This window comes from Kitasatospora sp. NPDC001119, from assembly GCF_053598475.1.
Genome location: NZ_JBSFKI010000025.1, coordinates 23274 through 35797, shown reverse-complemented (window position 1 = coordinate 35797; position 12524 = coordinate 23274). Strand labels below are relative to the sequence as shown.

General features: G+C 74.8%; 10 protein-coding genes. 3 read left to right on the top strand and 7 right to left on the bottom strand.

Annotated elements, in window-relative coordinates:
• Nucleotides 1-115 precede the first annotated feature (115 nt).
• The 3 genes from ACWDD9_RS28160 to ACWDD9_RS28150 are packed head-to-tail and all read left to right on the top strand — an operon-like array spanning nt 116 to nt 4352.
• Nucleotides 116-2365 carry a mucoidy inhibitor MuiA family protein gene (locus ACWDD9_RS28160; RefSeq protein ID WP_449813054.1) on the top strand — a complete coding sequence of 750 codons (2250 nt, stop codon included), beginning with the start codon at nt 116-118 and terminating at the stop codon, nt 2363-2365.
• 3 nt (nt 2366-2368) lie between these two features.
• The gene (locus tag ACWDD9_RS28155) at nt 2369-3934 is read left to right on the top strand and encodes a mucoidy inhibitor MuiA family protein (protein ID WP_449813053.1); all 1566 of its coding nucleotides are present in this window, start codon (nt 2369-2371) and stop codon (nt 3932-3934) included.
• A 55-nt stretch (nt 3935-3989) separates the two neighbouring features.
• Complete coding sequence (locus ACWDD9_RS28150; protein ID WP_049659481.1) at nt 3990-4352, top strand: DUF952 domain-containing protein; 363 nt, start codon at nt 3990-3992, stop codon at nt 4350-4352.
• A gap of 18 nt (nt 4353-4370) precedes the next feature.
• Here the strand turns inward: ACWDD9_RS28150 and ACWDD9_RS28145 are convergent, their stop codons facing one another.
• The 7 genes from ACWDD9_RS28145 to ald all read right to left on the bottom strand — a co-directional run bounded on the left by ACWDD9_RS28145 (nt 4371) and on the right by ald (nt 12384).
• A complete protein-coding gene (locus ACWDD9_RS28145) occupies nt 4371-5378 on the bottom strand; it encodes a helix-turn-helix domain-containing protein (protein ID WP_049659479.1) in 1008 nt (335 codons plus the stop codon).
• Between the two features lie 335 nt (nt 5379-5713).
• Complete coding sequence (locus ACWDD9_RS28140) at nt 5714-6991, bottom strand: pseudouridine synthase (protein ID WP_449813052.1); 1278 nt, start codon at nt 6989-6991, stop codon at nt 5714-5716.
• Between the two features lie 62 nt (nt 6992-7053).
• A complete protein-coding gene (gene scpB / locus ACWDD9_RS28135) occupies nt 7054-7893 on the bottom strand; it encodes an SMC-Scp complex subunit ScpB (RefSeq protein ID WP_375875580.1) in 840 nt (279 codons plus the stop codon).
• Nucleotides 7890-8807, bottom strand: coding sequence for a segregation and condensation protein A (locus ACWDD9_RS28130; RefSeq protein WP_375875578.1), 918 nt, complete (start codon nt 8805-8807; stop codon nt 7890-7892). Before ACWDD9_RS28130 ends, scpB begins: the two co-directional genes overlap by 4 nt.
• A gap of 363 nt (nt 8808-9170) precedes the next feature.
• Nucleotides 9171-9734, bottom strand: a complete 564-nt coding sequence (locus ACWDD9_RS28125) for a hypothetical protein (RefSeq protein ID WP_074004691.1) — start codon at nt 9732-9734, stop codon at nt 9171-9173.
• A 41-nt stretch (nt 9735-9775) separates the two neighbouring features.
• Nucleotides 9776-10843 (bottom strand): ParA family protein, encoded by a 1068-nt coding sequence (locus tag ACWDD9_RS28120; protein ID WP_369808367.1) that lies wholly within the window; start codon nt 10841-10843, stop codon nt 9776-9778.
• A 425-nt stretch (nt 10844-11268) separates the two neighbouring features.
• Nucleotides 11269-12384 (bottom strand): alanine dehydrogenase, encoded by a 1116-nt coding sequence (gene ald / locus ACWDD9_RS28115; RefSeq protein ID WP_049659955.1) that lies wholly within the window; start codon nt 12382-12384, stop codon nt 11269-11271.
• Nucleotides 12385-12524 lie beyond the last annotated feature (140 nt).

Here is a 12524-nt window from a genome sequence, read left to right as displayed (position 1 = left end):
AGCCGGGCAGACTGGCCGCCCGGGAAAGGGGAAGGCACGGGCGAGCACCGCGGGAACAGCAGGACAGCACGACGAGCGCCACGCGGCGGGCGACACGCGAACGAAGGGGTTGCGCATGGACGATCAGCACAGCGGCCGGAGCGGGCAGTCGAAACCGCCGGCCGTACCGGCCCACCCGTCGGTCCTGGACTCCGTCGTCGTGTACGCCGAGGGCGCGGTGTGCCGCCGGCGGGCGACCGTCCCGGTCCCGCCCGGCGGACGGCTGCGGCTGACCGGCCTGCCCGCCGCCCTGGACGGCCGCTCGCTGCGCGCCCGGGTGCTCGCCGGACCGGCCGGCGCCGCCGTCACCGAGGCCCGGCTGGAGCTGCTCGCCGAACTCCGTGAACCGGACGAACTCCCGGAACTGAAGCGGGACTTGGACGAGGCCAACGAGCGCCGTAGCGCGCTCGGCGAACGCCTGCGACTGGTCCAGGCCTCGATCGCCGAGACCGCCGCGCTGCGCGCCGTCCCCCCGCAGCGCCGACGCGACGAACCGCTGCGCCGCACGCCCGCCGACGCCTGGCTGGAGCTCGCCGACTTCGTCGAGGAGCGGCTGGCCCGGCTCCAGGAGCGCGCCGAGGAGCTCACCCGGCAGCTGGAACTCGCCGACCACGAGCGCGACCTGGCCGCCGACCGGCTGGAGCGGGCATCCACCGCCGACCGGACCGAACCGGTCGGCACCAGCACCACCGTCCTGCTCACCCTCACCACCGCGAGCACCCACCCCGACCAGGACCAGGGCCACGACCACGACCAGGCCATGGAGCTGGAACTGGAGTACGGCGTCCCCGCCGCCCGCTGGGTCCCGGCCTACCGGCTGTCCTACCGGACCGGCGCCGACACGGCCCACCTGGTCCTGCGCGCCGCCGTCGCCCAGCGCACCGGCGAGGACTGGACGGGCGTGCGCCTCGCCCTGTCCACCGCCGACCTCGACCGCCGCACCGACCTGCCCCGGCTCGCCTCGCTGCGGATCGGCCGCAGCCAGCCCGCCCCGCCGCCCTCCGGCTGGCGCGAGCCCCCGGCCGGCCTGGCCGACCTCTTCACCGGCTACGACGCGGCCGGCGCCGACCGCCCCGCCCCGCGACGCGAGACCCCGATCGCGGTGTCGGCCGCCGTGGCGCCCCGCTCCGCCCGCCTCGGCGGCGTCCGTCCGGGCGGCTCCCGGGCCGAGGCCTTCGCGGCCGAGGAGCAGTTCGCCCCCACCGTCCCGTACGGCGGAGGCGGCCTGCTGAACGCCGACCAGCCGATGCCCGCGCCACCCGGTGCCCCGATCGAGCCGGGCTCCCCGATCGCCCCCGGTGGCTTCGCCGGCTACGGCGCCCCGCCGCCCACCCCTTACCCGGTCGCCGCCGCCGCGCCGCCGCCGCAGGGCCCGGGCGGCTTCCCGCCCGGGGAGGCCCGCCGCCGCGTCGGCCACGCCGCCCCGCCCCCGCCGCCACCCGGCCTCGCCCCGGACGCCACCCTGCTCGACTACCCCGACCTCGTCCTGGCCGGCCCCGAGGAGCCCGCCGCCCGGCGCGGCACCCTGCACCCCCGCCCCGAACGAACCGAACGAACCGCACAGACCGCACGGTTCGAGCGATTCGAGTACGAGGAACCCGCCTGGACAGCACCCGGCGGCAGCGGCACCACACAGCTCCGCACCCTCGCCCTCCCCCGGCACGCCGTCCCGCCCCGCGAGTCGGCCGGCTCCTTCGACCACCGCTTCGACGCCGCCGCCCCCGCCGACATCCCGTCCGACGGCACCTGGCACACCGTCACCGTCGGTGAGATCCCGCTCGCCGTCCGCCCCGAGTACGTCACCGTCCCCGCCGTCGAGGAGAAGGTGTACGCGACCCTGGTGCTCGCCAACCGCACCGACCAGGCCGTCCTGGCGGGCCCGACCGAGGTCACCGTGGACGACGAGTTCCTGCTCACCGCCGCCCTGCCCACGCTGGCCCCCGGCGGCACCCGTCGGCTGGGCATCGGTGTCGCCGAGAGCATCGAGGTGGCGCGCCGCACCGAGCTGCACGAGTCCACCACCGGCATGCTGAAGGGCAACAGCACCGTCCTCGACCACCGGGTGCACGTCCAGCTGGCCAACCGGCTCGGACGCGCTGTCACGGTGGAGGTCCGCGAGCGGGTGCCGGTCGGCTCCGACGCCGAGATCCGGATCGAGGAGCGGGCCGACTGGCACGCCCCGACCGTCTCCACGCCGAACTGCCCGCCCAGCACCCGGCTCTGGCGGGTCGACCTGCCGCCGGGCGGACGCACCGAGCTGGACGGCGGCTACCTGATCAAGATCCCGGCCGGAAAGGCCATCGTCGGCGGAAACCGGAGGAACTGAGCGATGACCGTCGAGACCCGTCCCCTCCCCGTCACCCTTCCCCTCCCCGTCACCGCCGTGACCTGCCTGGAGGACCGCGGCCAGGTCGAGCGCGGCACCACGGTCGCGCTCGCCGCGGGCGTGCAGCGGCTGCGCCTCGGCCCGCTCACCGCCCTCGCCGTCGACCGCACCCTGCGCGTCGAGTCCGGCACCGACGGCGTCCGGGTGCTGGAGTCCCGGCTGGTGCGCGGCTGGGCCCCGCGCGCCCCGCTGCCGCCCGGCCCGGAGGACTCCGACCTGCGCCACCGGCTGCACCGGCTGGACGCCGAGAGCCGGCTGGCCGACCAGGCCCGGGCCCGGCTGGAGGCCCGGCTGGCCCTGCTCGCCCAGCTCTCCGCGGACCTGCTGCGCGAGATCGGCGAGGCGGCGGGCCTCGGCGAGCTCGAACCCAACCGCTGGGCCCGGGAGCTCGACCGGGTGGACGCCGAGCGCGAGCGCTACGGCGAGGAGCTGCGCGCCACCCACTCCCGGCTGCGCCGCCTGGAGGAGGAGCGCTCGCAGGCCCTGACCGCCCTGGACGAGGCCGAGGAGGACCCGGTCGAGCTGACCGCCCACCTGGAGCTCACGGTCGAGGCGGCCCGGCCCGGCCCCGCCGAGCTGACCGTCTCCCACCTGGTGCCCTGCGCGCTGTGGCGGCCCTCCTACCGGGCGACCCTGGACGGCGGCGAGCTGCGCCTGGAGTCGGAGGCGGTGGTCTGGCAGCGCACCGGCGAGGACTGGACGAACGCCCGGCTCACCTTCTCCACCGCCCGCTCCGCCCTCGCCACCGCCCCGCCCGCGGTGGCCGAGGACGTCCTAGTGCTGCGCGAGCGCACCGACGAGGAGCGCCGCACGGTCGAGGTCGAGCTGCGCGAGGAGGCGGTCGCCGTCCTGGGCCCGGCCTCCCGGGTGCCGGGCGTGGACGACGGCGGCGAGGTCCGGGTGCTGCCCGCCCCCGCCCCCGCGACCGTGCCCTCCGACGGCCGCGCGCACCGGGTGCCGCTGGGCGCCTTCACCGGCCCGGCGGGCAGCGAGTACGCCTGCGCCCCGGAGCTGTCCCCGCTGGTCACCCAGGTGGTCCGGTTCCGCAACGCGGCCGGGCACCCGCTGCTGTCCGGCCCGGTCGAGCTGGTCCGCGGCAGCGGCTTCACCGGCCGCGGCGAGCTGCGCTTCACCGCCGCCGGCGCCGAGGCCGAGCTGTCCTTCAGCAGTTCGGACGGCTACCGGGTGGTGCGGGAGAGCGAGGAGCGCCAGGCCACCGCCGGCCTCACCGGCCGCCAGACCACCACCCGGACGGTCCGGCTGCACCTGTCCCGCTTCTCCGGCCCGGAGGAGCGCGACGAGCGGGTCGTCACGGTGCGCGAGCGGGTTCCGGTCTCCGAGGTGTCGGCGGTCGAGGTGCGGCTGCGCAAGGAGGAGTGCTCCCCGGCGCCGGACTCCTTCGACGCCGAGGGCATCGTCCGCTGGGACGTCCCGCTCGCCCCCGGCGCCCGGCGCACCCTCACCCTGGTGTACGAGGTGTCCGCCTCCGCCAAGGTGGCCGGGCTCTGACCGCCGCGGGCGGCACCCCAGGACCAATCCGGAGACAACGGGTAGAAAAGGAACCATGATCCTCCACCTCGCCCCCCTGGACGACTGGCTGTCCGACCCCGGCCGCCCGTACGCCACCGCGTCGCTGCTCACCGACGGGTTCATCCACTGCTCGGCGGACGAGCGGACGGCGCTCGCGGTGGCCAACGCCTTCTTCTCCGACACCCCCGACCCGCTGATGGCGCTGCTGATCGAGGAGTCGCTGGTGGAGCCGATGGTGAAGTGGGAGGCCCCGCACGGCGCCCCGCCGCCGGGTGCCACTCCGGGCGTGCTGTTCCCGCACATCTACGGGCGGCTGAACCGCACCGCCGTGGTCGGCCTGGAGAAGGTCGAGCGCGGCCCGGACGGCCGCTGGGCCTCGCTCAGCCCCTGGAGCTGACGGAGCCTCCCGTCCCCGCTACAGCCACCCCCGCTCCCGGGCCGCCATCCCGGCCTGGAAGCGGGTGGTGGCGCCCAGCGAGCGCATCAGGCTCTGGAGGCGGCGCTGGGTGGTCCGGGCGCTCCAGCCGAGCGACCGGGCGATCGACTCGTCGGTGAGACCGGCCGCCAGCAGGCCCAGCAGCTTGCGGTGGTCGGTCTCCGGCTCCGACCCGGCGTCCTCGGTGCCGACCGCCGCCTGCAGGCGGACGGCCCGCTCCCACTCCGCCTCGAACAGCGTGTCCAGCGCCTGGAGCAGCGCCGAGGGGTGGATCACGTACGCGGCGTCCAGCACGCTGTCGCCGACGCTGATCGGGATGATCGCCATCCGGTCGTCCGAGATGATCATCTTCATCGGCAGCGTCGGCCGGACCCGCGCCTCCTCGCCGTCCTCGACGCCGACCAGGATGTTCTTCTCCAGCCGCCCCGGCCAGGCCACCGCCTCCCGGTCGTAGACCGTCCGGAACTTCACGCCCTCGCGCAGCCGCCGCCGCTGCAGGGTCAACGGCGCCACCGGGTCCTGGATGTACGGCGGGCGGTCGAAGCCGCGCACCTGGTACTGGCTGGTCTCGGTGATGTGCTCCAGCCGCTGGGCGATCGCCTCACCGCCGGTCAGCACCTCCACCGAGTGCGCCGGGTCGGTGTACCGCGAGGCCTCCCGGAAGGCGTCCATCAGCCGGTGCATCTCGGCCCGGGCGTAGCGCAGCTCCGACTCCCGGTGGCCGATCAGGGTGCCGATCGCGACGTCCGGGGGGACGGGCAGGTAGCGGTGCCGGTCCACCGGCGCCCGGGTGGCCATGCCCTGCTGCGCCAACCGGTCCAGGGCCCGCACGCTCTGCTGGAACGTCAGCCCGCAGCTCTCCGCCAGCTCCTCCGCCGTGGACTGCGGGCTGGCCACCAGGGCCGCGTAGACCTGCCCGTCCGGCTCCGCCAGTCCCAGCGCGCCGAGGGCCTGTCCGCCGGCCCGCCCCAGTGCTGCATCGGACACGACGCCCTCTCCCCCTGCTCGCCCGTTTCCGTCGGCCGCTCCCGCCCCGACCCGCGCACCCCGTGCTGGCGCAGTCCCGCCACCGGGCGGGGCGGCGCTCCGGTGGCCATCCTCGGCCACGGATCATGGCGCTGACAAGGCCGTGACCAGCGGTTGCGTCCCGGCTCACACGACCCGTCCGAAACGTGGACATCCGCCCCCGGACATCCCCACAGCACATCCGCACCGGGCGTCCGCGCACGGACGCCCGCACGCCGACCCGACCCCGCCGCGGGAACGCCGGAGCCCCCGGCCGCAGCACGTGCGACCGGGGGCTCCGGTGGAGCGGACGGGGCCTACAGGCCGACCTCGCGCATCAGCTGGCCGACCTCCGGGTTGGTCAGGCGGCGCAGCCAGCCCGACTTCTGGTCGCCCAGGGCGATCGGGCCGAAGTGGGTGCGCACCAGCTTCTCGACCGGGAAGCCGGCCTCGGCCAGCATCCGGCGGACGATGTGCTTGCGGCCCTCGTGCAGGGTCACCTCGACCATGTAGTTCTTGCCGATGTTGGAGATGACCTTGAAGCTGTCGGCGCGCGCGTAACCGTCCTCCAGCTCCACGCCCTGGGCCAGCCGCTTGCCGAGGTCGCGCGGGATCGGGCCCTGGATCGCGGCCAGGTAGGTCTTGGTCACGCCGTAGCGCGGGTGGGTGAGGCGGTGGGCCAGCTCACCGTGGTTGGTGAGCAGGATGATGCCCTCGGTCTCGGTGTCCAGGCGGCCGACGTGGAACAGCCGGGTCTCCCGGTTGGTCACGTAGTCGCCCAGGCACTGGCGGCCGTCCGGGTCCTCCATGGTGGAGACCACGCCGGCCGGCTTGTTCAGCGCGAAGAACAGGTACGACTGGGTGGCGACGGTCAGGCCGTCCACCTTGATCTCGTCGTTCTGCGGGTCGACCCGCTTGCCCTGCTCGGTGACGCGCTTGCCGTTGACCTCGACCCGGCCCTGCTCGATCAGCTCCTCGCAGGCGCGGCGGCTGCCGATGCCGGCCCGGGCCAGCACCTTCTGGAGGCGCTCGCCCTCGGGCTCGCCGAAGGTCTTGGGCAGCTTGACGGCCGGCTTGTCGTGCCGGGCGAGGACGGCGTCCTCGATCTTGGCCTGCAGCTCACGCGAGCGCTGCGGCTGACGGCGCGGGTCGCCCGGGGCGCCCTGGCCCTCACGGCGCGGGCGCGGGGCCGGGCTGGGGCGCCGGCCGGCGTAGCCGCCGCGGGCCGGGGTGGCGTTGGGGCCGCCGCCGTACTCGGGGCGGTCGTACCGGCGCTCCTCGGGCCGCAGCGGGCGGTCCGGGTAGCGGCGGTCGTCCCGACGGTCGTCCCGACGGCGGTCGTCGCGCCGGTCGTCACGGCCGAACGAGCCGCCGCGCGAACCCGCGCTCGAACCCGAACCCGAACCGCCACGGCCGCCGCCGTAGGAGGAGCCGCCGCCACTGCCGCCGCCGTACGAACCCCCGCGCGAGCCCGAGCCGCCGCGGCTACCGCCGCCGCCGCTGCCGTAGGAGGAGCCGCCGCCCCGGCCCCCGCCCTGTCCGCCGCGACCGCTACCGCCGCCGCTGCTGTTCCTGCCGTTGCCACTGCTACGCATCAAAGTGTCCGTACGTCGTTCCGTCTGGGATGTGCGGTCGTTTCGGCCGACCTCACCGCCCCCTACCGATCGGGCCCGGCCCGACCGGCCTCGCCACTGCCGTCCGCGGCCTGCGCGGCAGCGGCGGCGACCGCCTCCGCGATCATCGTGCCCTCCAGGGACTCCGCTTCCACGTCGTCGACCTCGGGCAGGAAGGGAGCGAGCTCCGGCAGCTCGTCCAGGCCGCGGAGCCCCATCCGTTCCAGGAAGTAGTTCGTCGTCCGATACAGGATCGCACCTGTTTCGGGCTCGGATCCGGCCTCTTCCACCAGTCCTCGCTGTACCAGGGTACGCATCACGCCGTCACAGTTCACACCACGGACGGCGGAAACCCGGGATCTGGACACCGGCTGCCGGTAGGCGATCACCGCCAGGGTCTCCAGTGCGGCCTGGCTGAGCCGGGCCTGCCGGCCGTCCAGGAGGAAGCGGTCGACGGCCGCGGAACAGGTGTCCCGGCTGTAGAACCGCCAGCCGCCCGCGACCAGCCGCAGGTCGAAACCGCGGCCCTGGGCCGTGTACTCGGCGGACAGCTCGCGCAGCGCGGCCGCCACCTCGGCCCGGGGCCGCTCCAGCACCCCGGCCAGCCGCTCCTCCGCCACCGGCTCGTCGACGACCATCAGCACGGCCTCCAGGTCGGCCCGCAGCCCGGCGTCGTCGGGCCCCTCGGCACCGGAGGCCGGCGGGGCCGACTTCTGGTGCACGACGACCGCCCCGGCCGGCTCCACCGGCCCGACCGGCCCCGCGGGCTCCACCGGGTCCGGCAGCAGCGCGAAGGCCGGCTCCAGCCACTCCTCGGCCCTCGGCCGCCCCGGCATTCCCAGCGGGCGCCGCACCGGCCGCCCGCCCTCGTCCCGTCCGCTCATCGCCGCCGACCCTCCTCGACCCCGCCGTCTCCGCCGACCCCGCCATCTCCACCGGCCTCACCGGCCGGCCGGTCGAACTCGTCCGTCACCTCGACCGCGCTCCGCCCCTCCTCGGCCACCCAGCGCACCAGCAGCTCGCCGAGCGCCTCCGGCTGCTCGAAGGCGAGCACCCGCTCCCGGTACAGCTCCAGCAGCGCCAGGAAGCGGGCGACCACCACCAGGTCGTCCGGCGCGTCCTCCACCAGCCGCCGGAACGAGGCCTCGCCCAGCTCGGTGAGCAGTCCCACCACCAGGGAGGCCTGCTCCCGCACGCTCACCGGCGGGGTGTGGATGTGGTCCACGTACACGACCGGCGCGGGCCTGGGCTCCATCGCCTTGGCCGCCAGCTCGGCCAGCCGCCGCGGCCCGATGCCGAGGACGACCTCCGGCAGCAGCTCCGCGTGCCGGGGCTCCAGGGCGGCGGTCCGGGGCCGGCGCAGCAGCTCGGCCGCCCAGCGTTCGCCGAACAGCGCCGCCGCCCGCTTGTACGCCCGGTACTGGAGCAGCCGCGCGAACAGCAGGTCACGGGCCTCCAGCAGGGCCAGGTCGGCCTCGTCCTCGACCTCCGCCACCGGCAGCAGCCGGGCGGCCTTGAGGTCGAGCAGGGTGGCGGCCACCACCAGGAACTCGGTCGCCGCGTCCAGGTCCCAGTCGGGGCCCATCGCCCGGATGTGCGCCATGAACTCGTCGGTCACGGTGGCCAGCGCCACCTCGGTGACGTCCATCCGGTGCTTGGCGATCAGGCTGAGCAGCAGGTCGAAGGGGCCTTCGAAGTTGTCCAGCCGTACCCGGAAGCCGCCCCGCGACTCGTTCTCGGTCGCGCTCGCGGCTGTGGTGGCGGTGACGGTGGCGGCTGGTCCGGCGGTTCTGGGCATGACGGTCCATCTTCACCCGTCGCCGCCTCCGGCCCCGCCCGGGGGCCGACCGACACGCCGTGCCACCCGCGCCCCGGACCGGCGCCCGCCCGGCGCTCACCGGCCCGTACGAGCCCGTCCGCACGCACTCGTCCCGTCGAACAGGCCACGGTGGGTCCCCCGGGCCCCGGGAACGCCCCTGCGGCGCCCGACACGGCCCTCCGGCACCCGGGACGTCACCGGCCCTCCGGCCCGCGTCCCGCGGGCCTCCTGCCGCCCTTGCGGCGCCCTGCGGCGCCCGACACGGCTCCGGCGGCCTCCCCACGCCGGGCCCGCGGCCCCCCTCGACGCCCGGCGCAACCGCCGGCCGCCCTTCCGCGCCGCCTACCGGCCGCGCAGCCGCCGCACCAGGATCGAGGCCTCGCCCCGCTGCTCCAGGTCCGCCAGGACGACCGCGATGGCCTCCCGGACGATCCGCCCGCGGTCCACGGCCAGGCCGTGCTCGCCGCGCAGCACCAGCCGGGCGTGCTCCAGGTCCATGAGCTCCTCGGCGGACACGTACACCGTGATCTTCTCGTCGTGCCGCTCGCGCCCGCTGGGCCGGCGCGGCGCGCGGCCGCGCGGCCGGGCACGGCCGGCGGCACCGGACGGCTCCTCGGCGGCGCCCTGGTGGGTGCGGGCCGCCGGGGCGGCACTCCGGCCGCCCTGGACGGCCTGCCCGGCCGCGGCGACGCCTGCGGCGGGCCCGACGCCCGCTCCGGACCGCTGCGCGGGCGCCGGCACCGAGGCGCCCGCCTGCTGCTCCGGCGTCACCTGCCGGTCGTCCTGGGCGCCCTGGGCGGCCTCGGTGCCCTCGGCGCCGTCCGGTCGGCCGTTGACGGTCCGCGCGGTCTCCGGTCTGGATGCCTCGGCGGCCGGACGCGGCGCGAGGGAAGGCGACAGCGCCATCCCTCCCGTGGTCCGGAACAGCTCGTCGGCACCCGGGAGACTCACTCGGCGGGGCGGCACCGGTCGAGCACCTCCCTGGCGAGCTGGCGGTAGGCGGCGGCACCGACCGAGTTGGTCGCGTACGTCGTGATGGGCTCGCCGGCGACGGTGGTCTCCGGGAAGCGCACGGTCCGCCCGATGACGGTGTGGAAGACGTGCTCGCCGAACGCCTCGACGACGCGTGCCAGCACCTCGCGGCTGTGCACGGTGCGCGAGTCGTACATGGTGGCCAGGATGCCGTCCAGGCGCAGGTCGGGGTTGAGCCGCTCGCAGACCTTCTCGATGGTCTCGGTCAGCAGCGCGACACCGCGCAGCGCGAAGAACTCGCACTCCAGCGGGACGATCACGCTGTGAGCGGCCGTCAGCGCATTGACCGTCAGCAGGCCCAGCGAGGGCTGGCAGTCGATGATGACGTAGTCGTAGTCGGGCAGCAGCGGCTTCAGGGCGCGCGCCAGCGCGGACTCCCGGGCCACCTCGCTGACCAGCTGCACCTCGGCGGCGGAGAGGTCGATGTTGGACGGCAGCAGGTCCATCCCCGGGACCGCCGTCTTCAGCAGCACCTCGTCGGCCGTCAGGCCCCGCTCCATGAGCAGGTTGTAGACGGTGACGTCGAGCTCCATCGGGTTGACGCCGAGGCCGACCGAGAGCGCGCCCTGCGGGTCGAAGTCGACGAGCAGCACCCGGCGGCCGTACTCGGCCAGCGCCGCGCCCAGGTTGATGGTCGACGTGGTCTTGCCGACGCCGCCCTTCTGGTTGCACATGGCGATGATCTGGGCGGGGCCGTGCTCGGCGACCGGCGCGGGGATCGGGAAGTACGGCAGCGGACGGCCGGTCGGGCCGACCCGCTCGCGGCGCTGGCGCGCGGCGTCGGGGGCCAGCGTGGCGGCGTACTCCGGGTCCGGCTCGTACTCGGCGTCCGGGTCGTCGTAGGCGCCGTAGGCGAACTCGCCGTAGGCCAGGCCGTAGGCCGCCAAGTCGGCGTCGTGATCGGTCACCGTGGTCACCTGTGCTGTGTTCTGGCGTGCTTCGAAAGTACGGAGTGCGACCGAGCCGACCTCGGCCGAGCCCACGGAGGGCTGCCGGGCCCCGGGCTCCTCACTCGGCTGGCCGGCGGTGAGCGCCGCCAGTCCTGGCTGACCACCCCCGGGAGCAATTGTCGACTCATTCACAAGTCGTCTTACCTCCTTGGGCATCCAGGACTCTATGTCGATTCGTCAGCGTGGCAGCATGCCGACGGTTTGCGACTCTAGGCCGTTCAAGGCGTTCGCAGCAACACAATCCACGGTAGTGGGCAGGATGTGTCGACTATCGAGCGGGCTGCTGTCAAGGGATGAGCGGGTCACCGGCCCCAACGTTTCTGCGGGCGGGTGACGTGACCGACAGACATTGACGACAGAGCGACCTACCCGATCCACCCGCCGTTCACGGGCACGGCGAAGCCCCCGGCCCGAAGGGATCGGGTCGGGGGCGAACGACCGCCGGGCGGTCAGGGGGTTCAGGCGAGCACGCTCTCCAGGGAGACCGACTCCAGGCCGAAGGCCTCGGCCACGGCCGGGAAGGTGATCTGGCCCTCGTGCACGTTCAGGCCCTTGGCGAGCGCGGCGTCGCGGCGCAGCGCGTCCTTCCAGCCGCGGTTGGCCAGCTCCAGCACGTACGGCATGGTGGCGTTGGTCAGCGCGTAGGTGGAGGTGTTCGGGACGGCGCCCGGCATGTTGGCCACGCAGTAGAAGACCGAGTTGTGGACCTTGAAGGTCGGGTCGTCGTGCGTGGTGGCGTGCGAGTCCTCGAAGCAGCCGCCCTGGTCGATGGCGATGTCGACGAGCACGGAGCCCGGCTTCATGCGGGAGACCAGCTCGTTGGTGACCAGCTTCGGGGCCTTGGCGCCCGGGATCAGCACGGCGCCGACCACCAGGTCGGCCTCCAGGACGGCCTTCTCCAGCTCGAAGGAGTTCGAGACGATGGTCTTGACCTTGGTGCCGAAGATGCGGTCGGCCTCGCGCAGCTTGTTGATGTCGCGGTCCAGCAGGGTCACCTCGTAACCCATGCCGACGGCGATGGTGGCCGCGTGCCAGCCGGAGACGCCGCCACCGATGACGACGGCCTTGGCCGGGTGGGTGCCGGGCACGCCGCCCGGCAGGGTGCCGCGGCCGCCGGCCGGACGCATCAGGTGGTACGAGCCGACCTGCGGGGCCAGACGGCCCGCGACCTCGGACATCGGGGCGAGCAGCGGCAGCGCGCCGTTCGACAGCTGCACGGTCTCGTACGCGATGGCGGTGGTGCCCGAGGCGATCAGCGCGTCGGTGCCGGCCCGGTCGGCCGCCAGGTGGAGGTACGTGAAGAGGGTCTGGCCCTTGCGCAGCCGGTGGTACTCGGAGGCGATGGGCTCCTTGACCTTCAGCAGCAGGTCGGCGGTGGCCCACACCTCGTCGGCGGTGGGGAGGATGGTGGCGCCGGCGGCCACGTACTCCTCGTTCGGGATCGAGGAGCCGACTCCGGCGTTGTCCTCGATGTAGACCTCGTGTCCGTTGCGGACCAGCTCATGCACGCCGGCGGGCGTGATGGCCACGCGGTACTCGTGGTTCTTGACCTCGCGGGGGATGCCGACCTTCACGGCTAAACACGTCCTCTTGCCATGGGGGTCCCGACCGGAGAAGACCGGTGGGCGACGCGCACGTGGGGAAGCCTCCGGGACAGCCCGGGGCCGGGATCGCTGCGCGACTGAGTTCGAGTGTAATGAAGCCCAGGCGGCGT